This is a genomic window from Pseudomonadales bacterium, from assembly GCA_024234435.1.
In the GTDB taxonomy this organism is placed as follows: domain Bacteria; phylum Pseudomonadota; class Gammaproteobacteria; order Pseudomonadales; family Porticoccaceae; genus JACKOF01.
Map to the genome: position 1 here is coordinate 173,639 of JACKOF010000001.1, position 23,824 is coordinate 197,462.

General features: G+C 50.7%; 17 protein-coding genes. 12 read left to right on the forward strand and 5 right to left on the reverse strand.

Features of this window, described 5'->3' with window-relative positions:
* Window positions 1-97: 97 nt before the first annotated feature.
* Window positions 98-1,735 (reverse strand): EAL domain-containing protein, encoded by a 1,638-nt coding sequence (locus tag H7A02_00835; protein ID MCP5170800.1) that lies wholly within the window; start codon window positions 1,733-1,735, stop codon window positions 98-100.
* Between the two features lie 455 nt (window positions 1,736-2,190).
* Between H7A02_00835 and H7A02_00840 the strand changes: the two genes are divergently transcribed.
* From H7A02_00840 to H7A02_00880, 9 genes are all read left to right on the forward strand, one after another.
* A complete protein-coding gene (locus tag H7A02_00840) occupies window positions 2,191-2,835 on the forward strand; it encodes a urate hydroxylase PuuD (GenBank protein ID MCP5170801.1) in 645 nt (214 codons plus the stop codon).
* A gap of 215 nt (window positions 2,836-3,050) precedes the next feature.
* On the forward strand, window positions 3,051-3,830 hold the full coding sequence (locus tag H7A02_00845) for a hypothetical protein (protein ID MCP5170802.1): 780 nt from the start codon (window positions 3,051-3,053) through the stop codon (window positions 3,828-3,830).
* A gap of 75 nt (window positions 3,831-3,905) precedes the next feature.
* Entirely contained in the window at window positions 3,906-5,423 is a 1,518-nt protein-coding gene (locus H7A02_00850; GenBank protein ID MCP5170803.1) for a fumarate hydratase, read from the forward strand.
* Window positions 5,424-5,584: 161 nt separating this feature from the next.
* On the forward strand, window positions 5,585-6,511 hold the full coding sequence (locus tag H7A02_00855) for an OmpA family protein (protein MCP5170804.1): 927 nt from the start codon (window positions 5,585-5,587) through the stop codon (window positions 6,509-6,511).
* Window positions 6,512-6,694: 183 nt separating this feature from the next.
* Window positions 6,695-8,131 (forward strand): exodeoxyribonuclease I, encoded by a 1,437-nt coding sequence (sbcB, locus tag H7A02_00860; GenBank protein ID MCP5170805.1) that lies wholly within the window; start codon window positions 6,695-6,697, stop codon window positions 8,129-8,131.
* Window positions 8,132-8,268: 137 nt separating this feature from the next.
* The gene (locus tag H7A02_00865; protein ID MCP5170806.1) at window positions 8,269-9,276 is read left to right on the forward strand and encodes an aspartate carbamoyltransferase; all 1,008 of its coding nucleotides are present in this window, start codon (window positions 8,269-8,271) and stop codon (window positions 9,274-9,276) included.
* 62 nt (window positions 9,277-9,338) lie between these two features.
* The gene (locus H7A02_00870) at window positions 9,339-10,496 is read left to right on the forward strand and encodes a 1-acyl-sn-glycerol-3-phosphate acyltransferase (GenBank protein MCP5170807.1); all 1,158 of its coding nucleotides are present in this window, start codon (window positions 9,339-9,341) and stop codon (window positions 10,494-10,496) included.
* Window positions 10,493-12,640 carry an ATP-dependent DNA helicase DinG gene (gene dinG, locus H7A02_00875; protein MCP5170808.1) on the forward strand — a complete coding sequence of 716 codons (2,148 nt, stop codon included), beginning with the start codon at window positions 10,493-10,495 and terminating at the stop codon, window positions 12,638-12,640. Before H7A02_00870 ends, dinG begins: the two co-directional genes overlap by 4 nt.
* A 327-nt stretch (window positions 12,641-12,967) precedes the next feature.
* Window positions 12,968-15,124, forward strand: coding sequence for an EAL domain-containing protein (locus tag H7A02_00880; protein MCP5170809.1), 2,157 nt, complete (start codon window positions 12,968-12,970; stop codon window positions 15,122-15,124).
* 73 nt (window positions 15,125-15,197) lie between these two features.
* On the opposite strand, the gene dxs is transcribed toward H7A02_00880, so the two are convergent.
* The 3 genes from dxs to H7A02_00895 all read right to left on the reverse strand — a co-directional run bounded on the left by dxs (window position 15,198) and on the right by H7A02_00895 (window position 18,397).
* Window positions 15,198-17,135 (reverse strand): 1-deoxy-D-xylulose-5-phosphate synthase, encoded by a 1,938-nt coding sequence (gene dxs / locus H7A02_00885; protein MCP5170810.1) that lies wholly within the window; start codon window positions 17,133-17,135, stop codon window positions 15,198-15,200.
* Between the two features lie 122 nt (window positions 17,136-17,257).
* Window positions 17,258-18,151: a polyprenyl synthetase family protein gene (locus H7A02_00890; GenBank protein ID MCP5170811.1), complete on the reverse strand. Its 894-nt coding sequence runs from the start codon at window positions 18,149-18,151 to the stop codon at window positions 17,258-17,260.
* A 12-nt stretch (window positions 18,152-18,163) separates the two neighbouring features.
* Window positions 18,164-18,397 (reverse strand): exodeoxyribonuclease VII small subunit, encoded by a 234-nt coding sequence (locus H7A02_00895; protein MCP5170812.1) that lies wholly within the window; start codon window positions 18,395-18,397, stop codon window positions 18,164-18,166.
* Between the two features lie 620 nt (window positions 18,398-19,017).
* Here H7A02_00895 and H7A02_00900 point away from each other — a divergent pair.
* The gene (locus H7A02_00900) at window positions 19,018-19,578 is read left to right on the forward strand and encodes an HNH endonuclease (protein MCP5170813.1); all 561 of its coding nucleotides are present in this window, start codon (window positions 19,018-19,020) and stop codon (window positions 19,576-19,578) included.
* 10 nt (window positions 19,579-19,588) lie between these two features.
* Here the strand turns inward: H7A02_00900 and H7A02_00905 are convergent, their stop codons facing one another.
* The gene (locus tag H7A02_00905) at window positions 19,589-20,944 is read right to left on the reverse strand and encodes a sodium-dependent transporter (GenBank protein MCP5170814.1); all 1,356 of its coding nucleotides are present in this window, start codon (window positions 20,942-20,944) and stop codon (window positions 19,589-19,591) included.
* A gap of 111 nt (window positions 20,945-21,055) precedes the next feature.
* On the opposite strand from H7A02_00905, the gene H7A02_00910 reads away from it, so the two are divergent.
* Both H7A02_00910 and H7A02_00915 read left to right on the forward strand, forming a co-directional pair.
* Window positions 21,056-23,176, forward strand: a complete 2,121-nt coding sequence (locus H7A02_00910) for a TonB-dependent receptor (GenBank protein ID MCP5170815.1) — start codon at window positions 21,056-21,058, stop codon at window positions 23,174-23,176.
* A 92-nt stretch (window positions 23,177-23,268) separates the two neighbouring features.
* The gene (locus tag H7A02_00915; GenBank protein ID MCP5170816.1) at window positions 23,269-23,817 is read left to right on the forward strand and encodes a YfiR family protein; all 549 of its coding nucleotides are present in this window, start codon (window positions 23,269-23,271) and stop codon (window positions 23,815-23,817) included.
* Window positions 23,818-23,824 lie beyond the last annotated feature (7 nt).

Sequence of the window (23,824 nt, forward strand, 5' to 3'; positions counted from 1 at the left end):
ATGATGTAAGCCCGCACGCTTAAGCTTGAAAGCCCCGACTTTGAAAAAGGTCGGGGCTTTTTAATGCCCGTATTTTGTGCACCGATGTTACGCGACTTCAGGTATATTCCGGTTGTTTTTCGCTTATTGCTGAAATCCACAGCTCAAGTGCCTTCAGGGGTAATGGCGGGCTAAAGAAATAACCCTGCAGAGAATCACATGAGAGCTCGCGTAACGCTGTCGCAATGTCCTCCGTTTCTACTCCTTCTGCTATGACCTGCATACCCAGATCATGAGCCAGGCCAATGGTGGCTCGAACAATGGCGGCATCATTCTCGTTGTCCAGCATGTCGGCGACGAAGGTCTTGTCAATTTTGAGTCGGGATGCGGGCATTTTTTTCAGGTATGACATTGATGAGTAACCGGTACCAAAATCATCAATCGCAATGGCCACGCCCATAGCAACGATTTGATTGAGAACGTCCAAGGCCAGATCCGGGTCCCTGACAAGGGATAGTTCAGTGATTTCCAGTGCGAGAGTGTTCCTGGGCAGTCGGGAAGATGCGAGCAGACCTGCCAGAAAGTCAGGCAAGTCAGGGTCCAGAAGGGTTGCCGGGGAGATGTTTACCGCTACATTGATCTGCTTATTCTGGCGGGACCAGTCAGTTGCCTGCTCGACTGCAGTGCGCAGTACCCAGCGCGACAACTCTGTTATCAAGCCACTCTGCTCTGCCAGATAAATAAATTCATCCGGTGGTACCAGACCATATTCGTTGTGGTTCCATCGTACCAGTGCTTCGACACCGGTGAGTTGGCCTGTTTTTGTATCTATTTGGGGTTGGTAGTGCAGGCACAGGTCTCCTTTGGTGATGGCCTGCCGTAACTGGGCGATCATGCTCAGGCGCCTGGAACTGTGCTTGTCCATGGCTGCTTCATAGATGTAATAGTGCCGTTTATCTTCTTTGGCTATGTACATGGCGACGTCGGCACATTGCATCAGACTTTCCAGATTCTGGCCGTGCTTGGGCGCAAAGGCAACGCCGATGCTGGCCTGTACATCGAGCTGCATTTTATTCAGTGAAAAAGGGCTGGCGAATGCACGCTGGATCTTTTCTATGACGGTGTAGACATCCTCCTCCGATGCAATTGATGAAACGATGGCAAATTCGTCACCCCCTAGTCGAGCCAGGGTATCGGTGTTGTAGACAACTTCTCGGAGGCGGATGGCAATCTGTTTCAATAGACGATCACCACTGAAATGGCCAAGGGTGTCATTAATTTCCTTGAATCGATTCAGATCCAGCACCAGAAGCGCTACCAGGCGCTGGTTGCGTTGTGCTGCCAGCAAGGCCTGGTCAAGGCGGTCACGCAGCAGAATTCTGTTGGGTAAGTCGGTGAGTGAATCGTGAGTCGTGTCGTGTATTGCCTGGCGTTCCAGTACTTCGGTTTTTTGCACCAGCTCAGCGGTCTGTTCGTTGACCAGGTGGCGCACATTTTTTGACAGGCTGGTGCTGACATATTGACCCCAGAAAGCGAACCCGAACAGCATGAAGTCCAGCACCCAGAGAGCGACATTTTGCTTCTGAGCACGCAGAAGGGATTTGATGGTTATATGGTGGTCGACGTATACCGCTGTGATCATGGTTGCCACCACTACTGCGGTAGCGGCGATCAACAAGCCATAGATAGAATATCTCGTCACCCGGGATTTCATGGCGTGAAGACTGGCATTGAATGATATGGAGGCGGCTTCCATTTGTTTCCCTACAGTTAAGTCGTTAGTCCGTTTCCTGTAAAAGTGGCTGTGCGCAGGCTTTAATGTTCAGCCATTATTAAAGCGTCGGCGTGTGTCTTGTTCAAGGAAATAACAAGAAATGCTATGAAAAACATATATTTTTTGTGGACGCTGTCGTGTTTTGGGCCTGCCAGTCTCTTATCCTTGATCATGATTACAGGTGATATACAGGCAAGAGTCCGGTTCTTTACTGGGGTGTAACGTCCTTACAGGACGCTGCTTGCCGGAATCAGGTAACTGCCGAATACGCCGGTAATGCCGAAAATCGTCGGTTGATCTTTTTTAACAGTAGCCTTTTTATTTATGCAGAAAGAGCTACAATACGCCTGTTACTACAATTAAAACCCTGCAAAACAAAGGGTTATTTGGCTTAAAACAACAGTGTTATTTTTGACATTTATCCCAAGGAGATTCTCATGTCCCTCGAATACATCAATTTTCTGGCCCGTTGGGGGCACCTGCTGTTCGGTATTACCTGGATTGGCATGCTCTATTACTTCAACTTTGTGCAGGGTGGTTACTTCAAGCAAGCAACGCCAGAGGCGCTGTCTGATGCCAAGGCGAAATTGGCGCCGAGTGCTTTGTGGTGGTTCCGCTGGGGAGCCATGTTCACTTTTATTACCGGCTTGATTCTGCTGGGTGGTGTGCACAAGCAAGGTGTCATGAATGACTATATTGTGCTGGGTGCGTTGATGGGTACTTTTATGTTCCTGAACGTGTGGCTGATTATCTGGCCAAACCAGAAAATTGCGCTGGGCATGGTTGAGGGCGATGGCCCTTCGGCAGGCGCAAAAGCGCTGCTGGCATCTCGCACCAATACACTGTTTTCCGGCCCAATGGCTTACTGCATGCTGGCATCACCGCATATGGGTTATGGTGCGGATAACCTGCTGTCTGTTAATGGCGGTGGTATGGGGATGTATGTTGCTCTGGCGATCATTGTTGCTCTGGAGGCAAATGGCTTGATGGGCAAGCAGGGTCCTATTACCACTGTTCGCGGTGTGATTGTTTCCAGTCTGGTGTTGACTGCCGTTCTGGTAGCTTCTCTCTGCTACCTGTAAATGGCAGTGGCAAAAAGCCGGCGCTCAGTGCCGGCTTTTTTGTGCCTGCTATTTATGTAATTTTTATTGCTGGAGATTATCGAAAAAATCCGCAGCAGCGTATAATTGCTGTTTTAGCGTAATAAAACAGGCTTTGACTTTTGACTGTCTACGAGACCAGAGCAGGTTGAACCATAACAGAATTGAGCCAAATCAGGGCTCGGTGGAAAGCAGCTATGAGTGAAAAGGATTCCGGTAAAACTTATGAAAGAATGGATCCGATTGTTCCCGACAGGGGTGATCGTATTGACAGTAGTGCGGGTGCGCGCGAACAGCGACAGCGTTCGGGTGGTCATTCGGGCGCAAGTCGAGGCACTAAAAAACCGGTAGACAGAGCTGCTGGCGGCATGTGGAAAATTCTGGTTTTACTGCTGTTGGTCGCATTTATTGGCTCTGGCTATTTTAGCTGGCTGCAATATCAGCAGTTAACCAGCCTGCAGGCGAGTTTTGACGAATTGAAGGGCAGGCTGGCCTCCACAGACGAGTCGTTAAATCAGTCTGGTGCGGCCCTTGCGGTCAAACTGGGCGATCATGAAAAAGAACTTGCCAAACACTGGTCGGAGATTAAAAAGCTCTGGGGTGTGTCCAACGACCGCAACAAAAAGGCGATTGCGGATAATGCCGAAATGGTGAAAGGGCTGAAGAATTCCGCGGTGGCTCGCCAGAGGGAAGTTGCCACCCTTGAAGGGCAGCTGGCTGCAATTAAGAAATCCATTGATACCGTTACCAGTGCTTCACTTACTTCGAAACTGGAAGTTGAGGAAGCAAAAGACCAGATGCAATCGCTGGTGGATCGCCTGAATCGCCTGGATCAGTCTATCAAACAGTGGCAGACGACGCTGACCCGACGTGTCAGTGAAAACGAGGAAGCGGTTGAGGCCATTGATGCCAATCGCCGCAGGGTTAATCAGGACTTGCTGCAAATCAAGCAGCGGCTAGGACAGCCTGCCGGTTAAACTTGTGTTATTGACAGTTCACCGGGTGCACCCATTAAAACATGAACTTTCACCGAGACTATTACTGAGAGAAAAATGACTCTGATCCGACAAGATGATTTGATCGACAGCGTTGCTGACGCGTTGCAATTTATTTCTTACTACCACCCGGTTGATTTTATCCGGGCGGTGAACGAAGCCTACGAGAAAGAACAGTCGCAGGCTGCCAGGGATGCCATGGCGCAAATTTTGATTAACTCGCGGATGTGTGCAACCGGGCACAGGCCTATCTGTCAGGATACCGGCATTGTCAGCGTATTCATCAAGGTGGGTATGAATGTGCAATGGGAAGCTGATATGAGCGTTGAGGATATGATCAACGAAGGTGTTCGCCGTGCCTATCAGAACCCGGATAACGTGCTGCGTGCTTCTGTCCTTGCAGACCCTGATGGTGCCCGTAAAAACACCGGTGACAATACCCCGGCAATGATCACCTACAAGCTGGTTCCCGGTGATACGGTAGAGGTGCACGTTGCTGCAAAAGGAGGTGGTTCAGAGGCTAAATCCAAGTTTGCCATGCTGAATCCGTCTGACTCTGTGGTCGACTGGGTGTTGAACATGGTGCCCACTATGGGTGCGGGTTGGTGTCCGCCCGGTATGCTGGGTATCGGCATTGGCGGTACTGCTGACAAGGCCATGCAGATGGCAAAGGAAGCATTGCTTGATCCGATTGATATTCATGAGCTGCAGGCCCGTGGTCCGCAAACCCGTGCCGAAGAATTACGGCTTGAATTGATGGAAAAGGTCAACAAACTGGGAATTGGTGCACAGGGGCTGGGTGGGCTAACCACGGTTCTGGATGTGAAAGTCAAAGATTGCCCGACCCATGCGGCAAACAAGCCTGTTGCGATGATTCCCAACTGTGCGGCTACCCGGCATGCCCATTTTGTGCTGGATGGTTCCGGTCCGTCATTGCAGACACCACCGAACCTTGATGATTGGCCCGAAATAGCCTGGGAGATTGGCGACAGTGTGCGACGTGTGGACCTGAATAGCATCACCAGGGATGATGTTAAACAGTGGCAGCCGGGTGAAACGTTGCTGCTCTCCGGCAAAATGCTCACAGGCCGTGATGCCGCCCACAAGAAAATGGTGGATATGCTGGCAAATGGGGAACCGTTGCCCGTTGATCTGGCAGGCCGTTTTATCTATTACGTTGGCCCGGTTGATCCGGTCAGGGATGAAGTGGTTGGACCTGCTGGCCCCACTACTGCGACCCGAATGGACAAATTTACCCGAACCATGCTCGAACAGACCGGTTTGCTGGGTATGATTGGCAAGGCCGAGCGCGGTCCAGTAGCCATTGATGCGATCAAGGATAACGAATCCGTGTATCTGATGGCGGTGGGTGGAGCCGCTTATCTGGTTTCCAAGGCTATCGTGAAATCCGAGGTGGTTGCTTTCCCGGAACTGGGTATGGAAGCGATCTACGAATTTGAATTACGGGACATGCCGGTTACTGTTGCTGTCGATGCTAAAGGTCAGTCAGTACACCAGACAGGCCCTCAGATATGGAAGGCCAGGATTGAAGAAGGTGCCATTGATGTTCAATAAAAGACCGTTTGTCACTATGTTAAAATGTGAATTGCGTCACACTTTTTGTACGTCTAGAATATGTGTGGATTGAAAATTTTTGAAAGGGTGGAGGCAGAGCCGAGAGTCGGACTCTGCCCTGCCCTATGGTCATTTGTTTATTTATAGAGAAGGGAAAAGCAATGAAAAAGTTAATAGGTTACGTAGGGATGATTGGTTTAGCTGCTGCATCGATGAATGCGGCAGCCAGTGATGGCAACTGGTATCTGGGTGGTTCGGCTGCGTCGTACTATCTGGATTCTGGTCGCGATCTGGCGGGTGGCGATCTGGAGTCAATCGATCTGGGTCCACAGTTGGGTTATTTACGGGACGATGGTATCGGTTTTGAGTTGAGCTATCTGACTGACGTTGGCGGTGATGATCTTGATGTTGTTGCACTGAGTCTGATCAAAATGCTGGCCGAAGATGGAATACGGCCATTTGTCTTTGGTGGTGTCAGCCGTTTCGAGCTGGATGGCAACACATTGGAAGATGAAACAACAGAGCAATTGCACTTCGGTGTCGGTCTGTCCAACATGCTTAATGACAACTGGGAACTGCGCGGTGATGTTCGTGCGCTATATGAGTTAAGCGACAATAATTTTGATGGTGCATTAACGGTAGGTGTTAACTACCACTTTGCGGAGCCGGTTGCAGCTGCACCAGCACCTGTTGCTGCCCCTGAGCCTGCTCCTGAACCGGAAAAGCGCACGATTACTGTTCGTCTGAATGTAGAATTCGAGTTTGATAAAGCGATTGTTCGTGCCATTTATGGTGATGAACTGGAAGCTGTAGCAAACGCTATGAAGGCCCATGAAGATATTGATCTGGTTCTTGAAGGACACACAGACTCGCGTGGTACAGATGCTTACAACCAGAAGCTGTCAGAGCGTCGTGCTGCTGCCGTCAAAGCCAAGCTTACCGAGATGTATGGTATTCCGGCTGGTCGCATTTCAACGGTTGGTTATGGCGAGAGCCGTCCGATTGCGGATAACGCAACGGATGAGGGCAGAGAGCGCAACCGTCGTGTGATTGGTGAAATGTCCTACTCCGAGATTGTTGTAGAGTAGTGGTGTAGCCTGTATCAAATAGAAAAACGGCGCTTTTAGCGCCGTTTTTTTTGCCTTTTGTACCGAGCCGGGTAGATAGCAGTTATTGTCCTGATCATTTTTCGGCTGAGTGCGAGGTGTGCAACGTCCCTGCGTTAACCTGTTGTTTCGAGTAAGATAGTGTCACAAACAGGGAAGGGTCTAATGATAAACACACTTTACTGGCACGATTACGAAACAACCGGGGCGGTGCCTTCCCGTGATCGGCCTACCCAGTTTGCCGGTGTTCGCACGGATGAAGATCTCAATATCATCGGTGATCCGCTGGTGCTTTATTGCAAGCCCGTCAGGGATATTCTGCCACAGCCCGTGGCGTGCCTCGTGACAGGTATCACTCCCCAGCAAGCTGAACGGGAAGGCGTTCCAGAAAAGGAGTTTATCGGGCGCATTCACGCAGAGTTGTCAAAACCGGGTACCTGCGGCGTGGGTTATAACAGCATTCGTTTTGATGATGAAGTAACGCGCTATACCCTTTATCGCAATTTCTATGATCCGTATGAGCGGGAGTGGAAGCAGAATAACTCACGCTGGGACATAATCGATATGATGCGCCTGGCACGGGCGCTGCGGCCTGATGGCATTATTTGGCCCGACTATGAGAATGGGTCGCCCTGCTTCAAACTGGAGGAACTTACCGCTGCCAATGGTCTGAGTCACGATGCTGCTCACGATGCGTTGTCCGATGTGCTCGCAACCATCGCACTGGCCAGGCTGGTGCGCGAGAAACAGCCGCAACTCTATCAGTACCTTTATAGCAACAGAAGCAAGCAGCAGGTTGCCGGGCTGGTAGGTCTTGTTCAACGCAAACCGTTTTTACATGTTTCCTCAAAACTGCCTCGTGAGAATGGCTATCTCGGATTGATGATGCCGCTGGCGCAGCACCCGGTTAACAAAAATGCTGTTCTTTGTATTAATTTGATGGGCGATATGAAGGCGTTGGTCGGCCTGACGTCGGAACAGATCGCGGAACGGGTATTCACCCCAGCTGATGACTTGCCGTCAGGGGTAGAGCGGTTGCCGCTAAAAGCTGTGCATCTCAACAAATGCCCGGTTGTGACCACGCCAAAGCTGCTTGATCCGGCTGCCGCTGAACGGCTTGGAATTGATATCGAGCGTTGTGAACAAAACTGGCGTTATCTGGAAGAGCAATTTCAGCGTCAGCCTGTTTTGGCCAGCAATGTGGCCGCTGCTTTTGCTGACAGGGAATTTGAATCAGTTACCGATCCCGAGCTACAGCTTTATGATGGATTTTTACCCAATGCTGACAAGCCGTTGTTGGCTGAAGTTCGCAATGCCAGTGCGGAAGAGCTGGCAAGTGGTGCTATTCAGTTTCAGGACAAACGGTATCAGGCGTTATTGTTCCTGTACCGCGCGAGGAACTTTCCGGACAGCCTGTCAGAGCAGGAGCTTGCACAGTGGGAAGAGCTCCGATTTCAGAGACTGACGAGTCCGGCTGAAGGTTACTTGACACTGGACCAGTACACCACCGAAATTGAGCAGCGCATCAATGCAGCTGATGTGAGTGAAAGAGACAAAAGTATTTTACTGTCGCTGATTGAATGGGGTGATGCAATACTGTAAGCCGGGTTAACGATCCCGCTGTACGAATATGACCGCTCTGTGACAACTTTCTTTAATGGGGCGTGGAAAGGGGCTAAAATGCCCGCGCAAAATGAGGTTATTCAACCCAACAATCAAGATCAAACTAGAAGGTTACTGTGGAATTCAAAGGGGCGCACATTCTTTCGGTCAGCCAGCTGGAACGGTCCGATATCGACAATATTTTCAGGGTCTCGGATCGCATGGTGCCCTACGCACAGCGCAGAAAAATTACCCGAGTGCTGGAGGGTGCGATTCTGGGCAGTATGTTCTTTGAGGCCAGTACCCGTACCCGTATCAGTTTTGGCAGTGCTTTTAACCTGCTCGGTGGTGAAGTAAGGGAAACCACCGGGTTTGAATCCTCGGCACTGGTAAAGGGTGAATCATTGCGCGATACCGCGAGAGTGCTGTCGGGTTTCAGTGATGTGATTTGTATGCGCCATCCTGCTTCAGGGTCGGTAGCCGAGTTTGCTGCTGCCAGCCGGGTACCGGTAATCAACGGTGGTGACGGCAGCAATGAGCACCCCAGTCAGGCGCTACTGGATTTGTACACCATTGAAAAGGAAATGCAGCAACGCGGGCGTCATATTGACGGTTTGCGAATTGCCATGATTGGTGACTTGAAATACGGGCGTACGGTGCACTCACTGTGTAAGCTGTTGATGTTTTACACGGGGGTCACGGTTTGCCTGGTTTCACCGGTGGAATTGGCTATGCCGGGAGATTTGGTGGATGCGATGCGCAATGCAGGCCTGCAGGTGGAAATAACAGACAAGCTCGAAGGCAGTATTTCCCATGTGGACATTGTGTACTCTACCCGAATCCAGGAAGAGCGTTTCCCCACACGGGATGAAGCTGATATATACCGTGGTCGCTTTCGGCTCAATCAGAAAATCTATACGGCGCACTGCGAACCCAATACGGTGATTATGCACCCGTTGCCGCGTGATTCCCGCGCCGAGGCCAATGAGCTTGATCCTGACCTGGACGGCAATCCCAACCTGGCCATATTCCGTCAGACAGATAACGGGCTCACCATACGTATGGCATTGTTTGCCATGATTCTTGATGTAGCGCATCTGGTTGACGATTATGCCCGTGAGGTACCCTGGTTTAATGGCCGTTAATAGGTCATAGCTGGATTGCGCAATATAACTAAAATAAAAAATATAATTAGAACGAGAACGGCATGACTGATATTACTGACTTCGAGGATATTCGACCCTATAACGACACAGAGGTCCGAACTGTTCTGGATCGCCTGGTGGAAGACCCCGAACTGCACAATGTGATCGTGTTGATGAAGTTTCCCCGGCTAAACAAGTGGTTTGGCGGTATCCTGCGATTCTTCGTAAGGCGGGCATTGCGCCGTACCATGGGTGGTATCAATACGGTTAGCCAGCTTCAGAACAAGATCAGCAAACAACTGGAGGGCTTGCTTCGACGGGTATGCGCTGAGGTAACCGTCTCCGGACTGGAACAGTTGGACGCCAGTAAATCCTATTTGTTTATCAGTAATCATCGGGATATTGCCATGGATCCCGCAATGGTGGATCTTGCCCTTCACCGCAGTGGCCGTGATACCGTCCGCATCGCCATTGGTGATAACCTGCTTTCCAAACCGTTTACCTCGGATCTGATGCGAATCAACAAGAGTTTTATTGTGCGTCGCTCTGTTGCCGGTCGAAGGGAAAAGCTGGCAGCGCTGTTACAATTATCCAGCTATATCAGACATTCGCTGATCAACGAAAACAGCTCAATCTGGATTGCCCAGCAAGAAGGGCGGGCTAAAAATGGCAAAGACAAAACGGATAAAGCACTGATTAAAATGCTGACGTTGAGCAAACAGAAAAGCGAGACTTTCAGCGATGCCATTGCTGACCTGAACCTGGTGCCGGTGGCAATTTCTTACGAGCTGGACCCCTGCGATAATGACAAGGCGAGGGAGTTGCACGCCATTCGTTCTGAGGGTGTTTACCGCAAGCAGGAGCACGAAGATCTACTGAGCATTTATCGTGGATTGGTTGGTGAAAAAGGGCATGTTCATGTTGCTTTTGGTACGCCGATCACCGGCCTCGATTCTGCTGACAGCGTCGCTACAGAGGTCGACCGGCAGATTTTCGATATTTACCGCCTGCATCCGACCAACATCATTGCTTATCAGCAGCTTTATGGCAGTAACAATACGGTTGACCAGTGGAAAGCCGGTATCCAGTGCAAAAACTGGCAGGCTATTGAAGATCGCTTTAATGACCGAATGGCGAATATAGATTCGGCATACCGGGATTTGGCAATTGCCAGCTATGCGAACCCGGTGTGTAGCCGATTGGATTCGCTGGGCAAATGACGACAGTTCTGGACGAATCGCTCAAGGACGAGATACAAAGCGCTTACAGCCGCTTCCTATCCTCCAATCAGCTGAAACCGCGTCTTGGGCAAAAGCAGATGATTGGATCGATTGCCCGCTCTCTGGCAAAAATTCGAGCAGATGCCGATGGCCACCGGATCCCTGAAGAAGGTGCCGGTATCTGTGTAGTGGAAGCGGGTACCGGCACGGGTAAAACGCTTGCCTACCTGCTCTCCGTTTTACCTTTTGCCAGATTCTGCGAGAAAAGAGTGGTACTCGCCACGGGTACAGTCGCGCTGCAGGAACAGCTGATTAATAAAGATATTCCATCGGTATTACAACATACCGGTTGGGATTACGACTTTGCCGTGGCTAAAGGTCGTGGTCGCTATTTATGTCCACTCAAGCTTGAGCAATGCCTTGATTCTGCGGATAACCGGCAATCCGGACAATTTCTGTTTGAAGACGAGTTGCTGTTTAATCCCAGCGAGCGCATTGTCGAAAATTATCGTTCAATGGATAAAGCGCTGAAGTCGGGTGAGTGGGAAGGTGATCGGGATAGCTGGGAAGCCGCTATTTCCGACATCGACTGGCAGCCGCTTACGGTGGATCGTCGTCAGTGTGCGGGGCGCCGCTGCCGACATATTCGTGATTGTTGCTTTTTTAATGCGCGGGACTTATTGGAAGACGCCGATTGTATTGTTGCCAATCACGACCTTGTGATGGCCGATCTAGCCCTGGGAGGGGGTGTCATACTGCCAGCTCCTGAGGAAACAATATACGTATTTGATGAAGGGCACCGGCTTTCTGATACTGCTACAAAACACTTCAGCGCCCACTGTGCACTCAATGCATCGCAGAGCTGGCTGCAAAAGTTGATTGCGCAAGTAGACGCGCGACTGTCGCTGGTGGTGTCGATCAGTGATATTGCCGCAGGGTTTGAGAAGCTGTCTGTTGCCGCCATTGCGTCAGAGAAAGCCCTGGCGCTGGCTTACCCGGTTTTTAATCAGCTAGTGGAAGACAATATTGAGCCAGGTGGTGATGACAGTTCTTTCTGGTGTTTTCCGAATGGTGACCCTGGCGATCAGTTGCGAGAGCTAGCCAATGAACTGGCGGAAACACTGGGTTATCTCGTTGCGCTACTTGAGCAACTCACCGACAGTATTGGTTCGGCAATGGAAGACGTTAATTCGGCTATTCCGCGTGTGGATCTGGAGCAGCTGTTTCAACTTGTTGGTATCTGGCAGGGACGGGCCGAGTCGGCACTTCGGCTCTGGCAATACTACGCCCAGCAAGATGATACTTCTGGCCCTCCTAGTGCTCGCTGGTTAACGCTTGAAGAAAACTCTGGCGGCGTGGACATTCGTGTGTCTGCGTCTCCCACCCGTGCGGCCAATATATTCCAGCAGAGATTGTGGCAGCGTTGTTACGGTGCTGTGATTACATCCGCGACGCTGCGCGCCCTGGGGGGATTTGAACGTTTTCAACAAGCGGCAGGCACCCCCGCAGAGGCTGATTACATGACGGTTGCGGGGGCGTTTGATTATCAAAATGCAGGGGAGTTGATTATTCCGGATATTGGCGCTGAGGGTAATGATGCTCAGGCCCATACGGCCGCAGTGATCGATTATCTCCGGAATCATATTGATGAGAGTGAAGGTACCCTGGTGCTGTTTTCGTCGCGACGACAGATGGAACAGGTTTACGAGGGGCTTCCTGCCGCGCTATCAGACAATATTCTGATGCAGGGACAGTGGTCAAATCAGAAGCTGGTTGCTCGCCACAAAGAGGCTATTGATGACGGCAGAGGCAGTATTATCTTTGGGCTTGCCAGCTTCGCCGAAGGGATGGACTTTCCGGGTGATTACTGTCGTCATGTCATCATTGCTAAATTGCCTTTCGCTGTGCCCAATGACCCTGTGCATTCGACACTGTCGGAATGGGTGGAAAAGCGCGGTGGCAACTCTTTTATGGAGCTGATGTTGCCGGATGCCTCGTTGCGATTAAATCAGGCTTGTGGTCGGTTGCTGCGCACTGAAACGGATACTGGGCGAGTCACCATTCTTGATCGACGCGTTGTGACAAAACGCTATGGGCAGCAGTTAATCAATGCGCTATCGCCATTCCGGAGACGGATAGATTGATGCCGTTGTTCCCGTTCAGTTTGTGGTCGGGAACAACGGTGTGCGGATAGCTAAACGGCACGGTAACGGCGCAATACTCTGCGCGGTTGAAATCAAAAGTGACGAATAGATTGTTTACAAACAGGCTTGAATTCAGATTTTTTAGGTGCTGTTTTTGGCGCAAGAATTCGGGTTTAGTGTGTATCTTTCCGTAGTTGAGCTGCGGTTTTGCAGCTATTCCCCTCTGTACGATGTTTTAAATTGATATGTTTGTTATTTGCTATGCCCGTGAATCTCTGGTAGAAAGTCTCTCGCACATAATTACCTATAAATATAACGGGAACGATAGTGTCGTATTCCAAGTCGGAAGTGGATTTGTACGTTGGACTGAATAAAAAGGGTAATGTTGAGGTCAGGCGTTTGCCATCCCGGGCAGAGTATTCGGAACAAACGCCCCGCGACCTGCCGGTTCAACTTGTAGCACAGGTTCATAAAGCACTGGTTCAGCTTCGGTCATTCCCCAATGGCCGACAACATCTGTTGTGGATAAGCCCGGGCATCAATGATCTGTATGAGGTCTCCCCGGAAGAGCTCGCCAGTGACCCTGTGCGACTGATAGAAAGGATTCACCCTGAAGACAGGGACGCTTTTCTTTCCCACTGGCTAAAATGTCAGAAAACTCCCACACCTTTTGATAGCGAATTCCGGGTGGTTTTGCCGGGAGAGCGTGAGAGTGTTTTTCACTGTCAAATGGCGCCGGAGCAGCAGACAGATAAAAGCATCATATGGCATGGTGTTGTGATTGATGTCTCTGAGCAGAAAGCTGACGAAACCAGAATGCAGATTGCCCGCGAGCTTTATCAGCACAATCAGCAAGGCTTGGTCATTCTGAGCCCAAGAGGAAAAATTCTCAACGTCAACGATACGTTTACCAAACTGACGGGGTTTACCCGTGAAGAATCTGTTGGTAAAACCTCAAAAATTTTGCGATCAAAACTCTACCCCCCCTCTTTTTATGAAACCATGTGGGCTTCACTGGAAGCTAATGGTCGCTGGGAAGGTGAGTTTAATGAGCGCCGAAAAGACGGAACACTGTGTCCACAGTGGTTAACCATTAGCGGTATTCATGACGCTGACGGGAAAGTCAGCCACTGGGTTGCGCAGTTTTTCGATATTTCCCAGATCAAGGAAGCTGAAGACATTATCTGGCGTCAGGCTAACTACGATGACCTGACAGAGTTGCCGAACAGGAGAATGTTTTTTGACCGGCTGGGGCAGGCAATTAAAACACTGCACCGCACCAATCGACAAATAGCCCTTTTTTCCATTGATCTCGATCACTTCAAGACAGTTAACGATACGCTTGGCCATGCCGTGGGTGATGAATTGCTGGTGCAGGCCGGTGTTCGCATTATGAAATGTATTCGGGAAGGCGATACGCTGGCCCGATTCGGGGGTGATGAGTTCGTTATTTTTATCGAATATTCGCGACTCAGTATCATCGAACGCATTGCCGGGAACATTCTTGAGGCCCTGTCCCAGCCCTTTGAATTAGGCCAGGAACGGGTGTTTTTGGGGGGCAGTATTGGTATTAGTGTCTACCCAAGAGATGCCGACAGTATTAACGGTATGCTGCGCTGTGCTGATCAGGCGATGTACGCAGCCAAACAGCGTGGGCGGAATTGCTTTGAATACTTTACGCCATCAATGCAGGCTGCGGCCCGACAACGGATGCAGATGATCAACGAGCTGCGTCAGGCGTTGGAGAAAGAGCAGCTATGGGTTGCCTATCAGCCGATAATTGACCTCGGCAACAGGCGGATTGTCAAGGCTGAGGCTCTGGTGAGATGGCAACATCCGGTGATGGGGGAAGTCAGTCCGGTTAATTTTATTCCGCTGGCAGAAGATACCGGTTTGATCATGGCGATTGGTGAGTTTGTACTCAGCGCTGTTGCGCAGCAGCTCGCTCAGTGGCGGGAAATGTATCCGGGGGATTTTCAAATCAGCGTTAATGTATCGCCGATACAACTGCAGAGTAACGATCGCCCTGTGTTTGACTATTGGGAACAGTGTATTGAGTCTCATGGCCTTTCCGGTTCAGACATTACCATGGAAATTACCGAAGGTTTGCTGTTGAACGAGCGACCTGAGGTTAAACAACAATTACTTGCTTTTCGCAATGCCGGAATCGAAGTGGCTGTGGATGATTTTGGAACCGGGTATTCGTCCCTGTCCTATTTAAAAAAGCTCCATATTGATTACCTGAAAATTGATCGCTCTTTTGTTCATCAGCTTGAGTCGGATAATGATAATATGGCGGTGTGCGAAGCCATTATTGTGATGGCGGGAAAATTGGGGTTACAGGTGATAGCGGAGGGTATAGAAACCGAACAACAAATGAGCCTGCTGAAGTCAGCAGGCTGTGACTTCGGGCAGGGGTACCTATTCTCAAAGCCTGTCAATGCGGAGAGTTTTGGTGAGTTGCTGGGAAAGCGGCAATTGTAACAAGTCAGCAGTAAAAATCGAACGATAGCAGAAGTGAATCTGTTTGCCGGGGTCTATGAAAGCTGGTGTTAGGTTACAGATTGACAGACTGGTTGAGTGTCAGATGGCCTATGCGACTGCGAATGGATTTCTCGATACTGTCGGCATCAAGTCCTACGGTTTTCAGTTGTTGGCTATGGCTACCCTGATCGACAAAATAGTCCGGCAAGCCGAGGTGTAGCACGGGTAGTGCAATATCCGATGCAGCCAGGTATTCGCTGACGGCTGCTCCTGCTCCCCCCTGAATGCTGTTTTCTTCAAGTGTGACGATTAACTGGTGGCTGGAGGCCAGCTGGTTAATCAGGTTTTCATCCAGTGGTTTAACAAAGCGCATATCGACAACAGTAGCGTTCAGGGCTTCCGCTGCCGCAATGGCTGCTGGTAATAGTGTGCCAAAATTCAGAATTGCGACCTGTTGGCCCTTGCGTTTGACGACCCCTTTACCCAGGGGCAACGCTGTCATTTCCCGATTGATGTCAATGCCTGTGCCTGTGCCGCGAGGGTAGCGTACGGCTGCGGGGCCGGAATGGATGTAGCCAGTGTAAAGTAACTGCCGGGTTTCATTTTCGTCCGATGGCGTCATGACGATCATGTTGGGAATGCAGCGCAGATAACTCAGGTCAAAGCTGCCTGCGTGACTTGCGCCATCCTCTCCTACAAGGCCGGCGCGATCTATGCCGAACAGAACATCGAGATTTTGCAGCGCAACGTCGTGAACGAGCTGATCATAAGCCCTTTGCAGAAAGGTGGAATAGATCGCGACGACCGGTTTGATTCCCTCGCATGCCATTCCTGCAGCGAGCGTGACAGCATGCTGCTCTGCAATGGCTACATCGTGGAATCGATCAGGGTATTGCCGGGCAAAATTCACCATGCCGGAACCTTCACACATGGCTGGAGTGATGGCAATCAGACGTTTGTCTTTTGCTGCCATATCGCAAAGCCAGTCTCCAAACACCTGTTGGTATTTTGGCTTTGGTGTCGCGGCTTTCAGTGATGAGGTGCTTGCTACCGCAATAGGCGGCTGGTGAGAAGGCTCAATCTTGTTAAGTGCGTGATAACCTACCGGGTCCTTCTCGGCCGGGGCAAAACCTTTGCCTTTACTGGTAATGGTGTGTAGCAGTATGGGGCCATTCAGAGATTTCAGATTGCGCAGGGTTTGCACCAGCAGTGGCAGATCGTGCCCGTCAATTGGGCCAATGTAGTTAAACCCCAGTTCTTCGAAAACGATACCCGGAGCAACCATTGCCTTCAAATGTTCTTCGGTTTTACGGACAAAAGCAGCAGCTGAGGGGACTGACCGCAGTACTTTCTTGCCGCCTTCGCGAATCGAATTGTAAAAGCGGCTGGACCAGATTTTTGAAAAGTACGTGGCCAGCCCGCCCACATTGTGGGAAATGGACATGTTATTGTCGTTGAGCACTACCAGTAGATCCGCTTTTTTATGGGCTGCGTGATTGATGGCCTCAAATGCCATGCCTGCGGTCATCGCGCCATCGCCGATAATCGCGACGGCCTTGCGCTTTTTGCCCTCATGGGCGCTGGCCAGAGCCATGCCCAGAGCGGCGCTAATGGAAGTACTGGAATGCCCTACACCAAATGCATCAAACTCGCTTTCACTGCGCTTTGGAAATGCGGAAAGACCATCGGCATGACGAATGGTCGGCATGGCTTCGCGGCGGCCAGTAAGAATCTTGTGCGGGTAAGCCTGATGGCCAACATCCCAGACCAGGCGGTCGTGAGGTGTGTTGTAGATATAATGCAGGGCGATGGTCAGTTCAACCACACCGAGACCGGCACCAAAATGGCCCCCACTTTTGCCGACACTGTAAAGCAGATATTCCCGCAGCTCATCTGCCAGTTTGGGCAATTGACTCTCGTCCAGTGCGCGCAGCTGCACAGGCAGGTCAACGCGGTCCAGCAAGGGGGTAGCCGGGCGAGTTAGCGGAATATTTGTGAACGTCTTAGCCATCATTGTGCCGTCAGGGGCGCCTGTACTACTCAGGTTCAAAAGCGGAAGCGGGTGATTTTACAATAAAAATACCTTCTGCGCGCTGGAAATTCGGTATCAGTGGTACTTTGGAGGGAGAGCTGTCAATGATCCCTGTGAACGATGTAATGTGCGATGTCCCGCAGATGGTTGGCCCTCTGATCAAAACTTTCCAGTGCCGTCAGACTTTGCTGGTAGAGTTGCTCGAGCTTAAGTTTTGCCTGATCGAGCCCGAGTAATGATACAAAGGTGGGCTTGTTGAGCGACTGATCGGCTCCCTGCGTTTTGCCAAGCACCTCGGTGCTGCTGATGACATCTAGAATATCGTCCTGTACTTGGAAGGCCAGTCCAATTGTCTCAGCATAGTGTCTCAGGTTGGTCAGTTGTTGAGCACTAGCGGTTCCGGTGGTGAGCGCCCCCATGAGGATGCTGGCAACGATCATCGCCCCGGTCTTCAGACTATGCATATTTGAAAGTTGTGACAGATCGAGGGTCTGGTGCGCGGCATTGATATCAATTGATTGCCCGGCCACCATACCCCTGCTTCCCGAGGCCTCAGCCAAGGTACGAACCAGGTTCAGGCTGATTTGGGGAGAGGTGTGTTGTAGTAGCGTCAATTGCTCAAACGCCAGTGATTGAAGTGCGTCACCCGCCAGAATGGCCGTTGCTTCGTCAAAGGCGATATGGCAAGTAGGCTGGCCCCGGCGAAGGGCATCGTCATCCATTGCGGGCAGATCGTCGTGTATCAGCGAGTAGGCGTGAATAAGCTCCACCGCATTGGCAACCAGATCCGAATCTGAATTGATCTCGCCAACGGCGAATGCTGAAGCGTAAACCAGCATGGGCCTGATGCGCTTGCCGCCCGACAAGACGCTGTAGCGCATTGCCGCGGCCAAGCGTTCATGTGCTGAGTGTATGTCTTGCAGGCAATGTTCGAGTGATCGGTTGGCTCTCTGCTGGGATTGGCTGGAGAAAGTCAAAAACTCAGCGTGCCCCATTATTGATAGCCTCTATTGAGCATCATCTTCTTGCTCCACTGGTGGTACTTGCCCCCCCTTTAATAATTCGACCTTCTGTTCTGCTTCAGTCAATGCCTGTTGGCAATCGCGGGTTATTTTGATGCCTTTTTCAAATGCTTTCAGGGATTCTTCCAGGTTCAGATTGCCCTGTTCCATATCCTCTACCAACGCTTCCAGCTCGTTGAGGCTTTTTTCAAAATCAATGGGCTTTTTGCGGCTGGCCATGCGGACTCCAGAATTATACGATTGCCAAGGAAAAGCAGGTGCAACCCTAACTGAGGTGTTCTCATGGGTCAATTATCCGGGGAGCTAAATTTTTCGTTGTAGGAAATATCCTACAACAATTGGGGGTGTTTGCTGATACCCGTCATCACGGTAAAGGACCATACTGCAATCTAAGACGTTGAAATACACGGATGTGTAACGATCAGGGAACAACAGGGATGTTCGATTGTTTTCAGGGTAGATCAACGTCTTTCCTATACTGCCTTTGGCTCCGCCATATTACTATGGCGGAGCTTTATTTTTTGAGAAATACATTTTCCAAAATGCTTGTCATATTTCTGATATTGACAGCAATACACCCAGAGTTATGATGAGATCTCATGCTATCCGGGGGGAGCGGCCTTCAACTGTAGCAATCACGCCATTGGGTTGGAATTAACACGATCCCGGTTGATCGGTATCCGGCGGCCTATCGTTGACCGAAAAGGCCTTCCTCTCTCGTCCTCTGCGGAAGATACCAAAATGTTTAAAGCGCCTGCGAACGGTTGGTTGGCAGGGGTTTTGCCTTTTTGTTGCCTGAACAAGATCACTGGAATGGTCGGGCTGACAGGAGCGTGTGCATGCAACCCAGAATCCTGAGACTCAATATGGCGGGACAACCCATCGAGTGGATTGACTGGCAGGAAGCGGTGTGTCTCTATGCGCGCGAACTGGTTGCCTGGTCATTGGGCGATGTGGTTAAAGAGGTACAGGGCGGACACTCCCGCCTTACCGGGAGCCGTTCGCAAATGTCGCTGCCCAGTATTGTTGCCTGTTCTGGCGCGCATCTGGCCAGGCCTAGGAGTCATTACCCCTTAAATAATCCGGCATTGTTTGCCCGGGATGGGAATCTTTGTCTGTACTGTGCACAGCCTTTCCCCTCGTCGGAACTGACTCGCGATCATATTGTGCCTGTATCCCGCGGAGGGGAGGACCGTTGGGAAAATGTGGTGACGGCCTGCCGACGCTGCAATCAGCACAAAGCAGACTGGTTGCTTGAGGAATCCGGGATGGAGCTGGTGGCATTGCCCTACCGCCCTAATAATGCTGAGTATTTGGCATTGACTAATTCGCGGCGGATTCTCGGTGATCAGATGGAGTTTCTGCGCAGCCAGTTTTCGAAGAACTCCCGCTGGCTTTAAGATAGAACCCTCAAGCGCCAAAAAGTGCTTGTGCAAAAGTTGCCGCGATCAGTACCGGGCAGCAGTAACGCACATAGGCTGGCCACACCTTCCAGAACAGGCTGTGTTCGACTTCCGGATGGCCGTTGCGGATTTCTTCAAGAACATGATCCCGGTGCCATACCCAGGCAGCAAAAATACACAGCATCAAACCGAGCAAAGGTTGACTGTATTCTGTTGTCACTTTGACTGTGAGGCTAAACAGAGTATCGAAGTTTACGGCGATCAGAGAGCTCATTAGAAAAATGATGCCGCCAATGATCCAGGTAGCAGGTTTGCGCTGCATGTTGCGGGATTCGATGGCGTATGCGACAGGTACTTCCAGCATAGATATAGAAGAGGTGAGTGCAGCAATGCTCATCAGACAGAAAAAAATAACGGCGACAAACACGCCCGTGTTGCCCATGTCGCTGAACAATGCAGGTAACACCTGGAAAATCAGGTCAGGTCCAGCAATCAGAGCCCCGGTGTGGTCATAAATCGTTACGCCTTGCTGTTGGGCAACAAACATGGCAGGCAGAATAAGCAAACCGGCCAGAAATGCTATGGATGTATCGATTAGCGTGACCAGCGCGCCCATTGCAGGCAGATTTTCTTCTTTTCTGAGGTAAGAGCCATAAATCAGCATGGTGCCAACACCCAGTGACAGAGAGAAGAAGGCCTGCCCCAGAGCGCCTATAAGCAGTGAGGGTTCGGTGATTTTGTTAAAGTCGGGTACCAGGTAAACTTTCAGACCCTCAATAGCGCCATCCTGAAACAACACATAGAAAATGAGTAATACCAGCAGTAATAGCAGGGCAGGCATTAATCGACCGGACCACTTTTCAATCCCCTTTTCTACCCCTGCGCCAATCACACTCGATGTTAACAACATGAAAATACCGCTAAAGAGAAGGTTGCGGCTGTCTCCAAACGCGGTTAACCAGGTGGCTGGTGCCTGAAGCCCCGCTACCTGCAGGGCCGGGGATAGCATAAATGCGATCATCCAGCCGGCAACAATACTGTAAAAGCTGAGGATTAAAGAAGCGGTGGTAATACCCCAGATTCCGGTCAGGCGAGCAACACATTTACTGCGTCGGGATGGGGAGATACAGTCCAGTGCGATAACCATGTTGGCTTTTGCGTGTCGGCCGATGATCAGTTCAGCCATCAGAGCCGGGTAGGCCAGACAAAAGGCCAGTACAAAATAGGTGAGCACAAAGGCGCCACCACCATTTTCTGCGGCTCTGGTAGGAAAGCCCCATATATTGCCCAGTCCTACTGCCGAACCGGCAGCGGCGAGAATAAACCCGCTACGGGTTGAAAATTGTCCGCGGGCAGAAGTCATCGTGTTCTCTCATCGGGGGAGCGTATAACAGCTGAAAGTTGTTCTGTATCTTTGATCTGCGTATCATCCGGCCATAATACCAATAAAAATACTATAGACAGGCAAAATAGGATGAAGGTATCGCGGTTTGGGTCGGTAATGGCCCTTGCGGTACTACTGTGGTGTGATGTTGTCTCTTTCGCAGAGGCTGCAACTCTGGATGAGCTTCTGGAACTCGATCTGGAAGAGCTTGCCCATTACCCGGTAGTGACCCCAACGAAAACAAAACAGCCACTCTCGGCTGCTCCGGGTTCGATCACGCTGATTACCTATGATCAGATCCGGCGCTCTACGGCACGTACCATCCCTGATTTACTTCGTCTGGTCCCCGGCGTCAATGTGCGTTGGAATCCGATGGTCCAGACTATCGATATTCGCAGCTTCGGTTCCAACCCTTTTACCAGCAAGGTTTTGCTGATGATCGATGGTGTCCCCTATAACTCCTGGAACAAGGGTGGTTTCCCTCAGCATCCGGGGTTTGATTTTTTCAATATTGAAAATGTGAAACATCTGGAGGTGGTCAGGGGGCCAGGGTCTGCTCTTTATGGTGAGAATGCCCTTAATGGTGTGATCAATATTGTGACACTCTCTGGTGACGAATTTCAGCAGACACGGGCTTCGGCCTATATTGGTGATCGCAATACGCGAACCTACAACGTTACCCATGGTGCGAAGCTGAATGAAGAGGCATCAATTTTTGCATCAGTACGCAAGAGCGCCGGGCAGTTGCCCTCTGAAATATGGTCAGATGAAGCCGATGCCAATGCCGACGCTTATGATCTGTTTGTGAAGGCAAAATACCAGGGCTGGCAGGCGAGCTATTACCGTCGCGATGACAGTTTCGATGGTTATCGGGATGTTGTGGTTGGACCGGGTGTTGCCCGCACGGCAGAAGATATCGATCAGCAAGTCAATATTTTCAGTGCGGCATTTGCTCATCAAGCAACTGACAAGAGCTGGAGCTTCGAGACCAAGGCTTCCTATTCAGACCGGGATGGCAGTCATTGTGCTGCCTGCCATGGCCCGCAGCAGAGCTCTAATTTTACCAAGAGCGCGGATCACGGCTACCAGGCTTTCGGCACTGCACAGTTAGGTGTTCATCGTGTAAAAAATCACGATTTTCTGATTGGAGCCGAGATTCGTCGGCTCTCGGCCGGTGATCATTCGCATGAATTTGAGGGTGCAGGCAGCCTCAATATGATGCACGGAAAAGGATTTGATCAGGGGGGTGACATCGTCTCCTATAACAAGCACGCGCTATTTTTTCAGGACAATATCCATCTTCTGGACAATAAACTCAATATTGTTGCTGGCGTTCGATACGACAGCAAAACATCCCCGATGCTCTTTGGCAGTGAGCTGTTCCCCCGGGTTGCCATTGTTGCCAGGCCAACCAGAAAACTGACACTCAGAGCTGGCTGGAACAGGGCTGCGCGTTACCCGTCCTTTACCGAGCTTTACCAGGCCTCCTGGTTTCTCTCGACAGAAGTGGCTGGTACGGCAACGCCGCTCGCCGTGTTTTCTCCCGGCGATGATCTTCAACCGGAATATATTGAAAGTTTTGAATTTGGTGTGGCTTACGATTTTACCAAACACCTGCAAGGCAGACTGGATTTTTTCCAAAATGATGTGGAGGATCCCATTGTGATTGCTTACCCATCAGCCCAGAGGCCGTCTGTGCTGGGGTTTGAAAATCATCCCAATGATGCCAGAGTCAGGGGGGTTGAACTGGCGTTTAACGTAGTACACAGCAGGGACTTGTCTGCTTTTGTTAACTGGGCCTACCAGCATAATCAGGAGGTTGGTGGTGGCACCGATAGTGCGGGCTACCCCCTTGAGTTTACTTATTCTTCCCGGCACAAAATTAACCTTGGCATGACCTGGAATCCCTCGCCTGCTATTTCAACGACTCTGGAAGTGAGCTGGCGCGACAAGTATCAAGTACCGGCTTTTTGGGCTCTGCTGGAGAACGGCAATGCACGGAAAAACACCTTTGACGGTTACGCCTACTTGAATTTTGGTGTTCAGTATCGACTGCCTTTTGTTGTCAGTGGCGGCAAAAGGCCCCTGACACTGAGCGTGCATGCCAAGAATCTGGGCAATAAGCGACCTCAGGAAACGTTAACCGGTATAGGTGGTCCGGTGCCCGGCCGCGAGTTTTTTGTGCGGTTAGAATATGACTGGATACTTTAGGTCTTTAGGCTCGGTAGCCTTGCAGGAGGTAATGAGAGGTGAGTGTGTCGTGAGAGAGGGGAATACATGATGTCTTTAAAGGGCCTCTGTCCGTGAAAAACCTGCCGCGATTATGGTCTTTGGTGGTTACTCGTTTTTGTGTGCTACGACGCATTTTTGTGCCTTGTCTGTTTTTATCCTGCTTCTGTGCTGAGGCTGATACCAATATCGAGAAGGAGCTTAAGGCCGCCTATCTGGTTCATCTAGTGAAGTTTGTCAGCTGGTCCGAACCGGTTGAAACGGGCAAGGTGTGGTTATGTTTCAACAGTCTTTCCCCGATTGCAAAATTCGAGGGTTCGATTCGGCAGCGTTCAGTGGGCAATGGTCGCGTAGCGGAAGTGCTGCTGGATCCGGCGCAACTGAATGATTGCGATTTACTATTCTGGGATGAAGCGGCGAATCGGGCAACTCCGGGGCTGCTTGCCTCTGCTCACCCCGGATTGTTAGTGGTTACAGACATTGCCGGAGGGTTCGGGAAGGGGGCAGTGCAGTTTTTTTCACGCGACCTCAAATTACGTTTTGCTGTTAATGAAGCAGTGCTGGATAAAGCCAGCTTTCAAATAAGCTCAAAACTACTTCGGTTAGCTCGGGAATTAAATTAGGGGAACG

Bases quoted from the DNA above. Each gene is read 5' to 3' on its own strand.
- dinG (MCP5170808.1), top strand. From the start codon at position 10,493: ATGACGACAGTTCTGGACGAATCGCTCAAGGACGAGATACAAAGCGCT.
- H7A02_00855 (MCP5170804.1), top strand. From the start codon at position 5,585: ATGAAAAAGTTAATAGGTTACGTAGGGATGATTGGTTTAGCTGCTGCA.
- H7A02_00840 (MCP5170801.1), top strand. From the start codon at position 2,191: ATGTCCCTCGAATACATCAATTTTCTGGCCCGTTGGGGGCACCTGCTG.
- H7A02_00850 (MCP5170803.1), top strand. From the start codon at position 3,906: ATGACTCTGATCCGACAAGATGATTTGATCGACAGCGTTGCTGACGCG.
- H7A02_00835 (MCP5170800.1), bottom strand. From the start codon at position 1,735: ATGGAAGCCGCCTCCATATCATTCAATGCCAGTCTTCACGCCATGAAA.
- H7A02_00870 (MCP5170807.1), top strand. From the start codon at position 9,339: ATGACTGATATTACTGACTTCGAGGATATTCGACCCTATAACGACACA.
- dxs (MCP5170810.1), bottom strand. From the start codon at position 17,135: ATGGCTAAGACGTTCACAAATATTCCGCTAACTCGCCCGGCTACCCCC.
- H7A02_00845 (MCP5170802.1), top strand. From the start codon at position 3,051: ATGAGTGAAAAGGATTCCGGTAAAACTTATGAAAGAATGGATCCGATT.
- H7A02_00890 (MCP5170811.1), bottom strand. From the start codon at position 18,151: ATGGGGCACGCTGAGTTTTTGACTTTCTCCAGCCAATCCCAGCAGAGA.
- H7A02_00905 (MCP5170814.1), bottom strand. From the start codon at position 20,944: ATGACTTCTGCCCGCGGACAATTTTCAACCCGTAGCGGGTTTATTCTC.
- H7A02_00910 (MCP5170815.1), top strand. From the start codon at position 21,056: ATGAAGGTATCGCGGTTTGGGTCGGTAATGGCCCTTGCGGTACTACTG.
- H7A02_00900 (MCP5170813.1), top strand. From the start codon at position 19,018: ATGCAACCCAGAATCCTGAGACTCAATATGGCGGGACAACCCATCGAG.
- H7A02_00895 (MCP5170812.1), bottom strand. From the start codon at position 18,397: ATGGCCAGCCGCAAAAAGCCCATTGATTTTGAAAAAAGCCTCAACGAG.
- sbcB (MCP5170805.1), top strand. From the start codon at position 6,695: ATGATAAACACACTTTACTGGCACGATTACGAAACAACCGGGGCGGTG.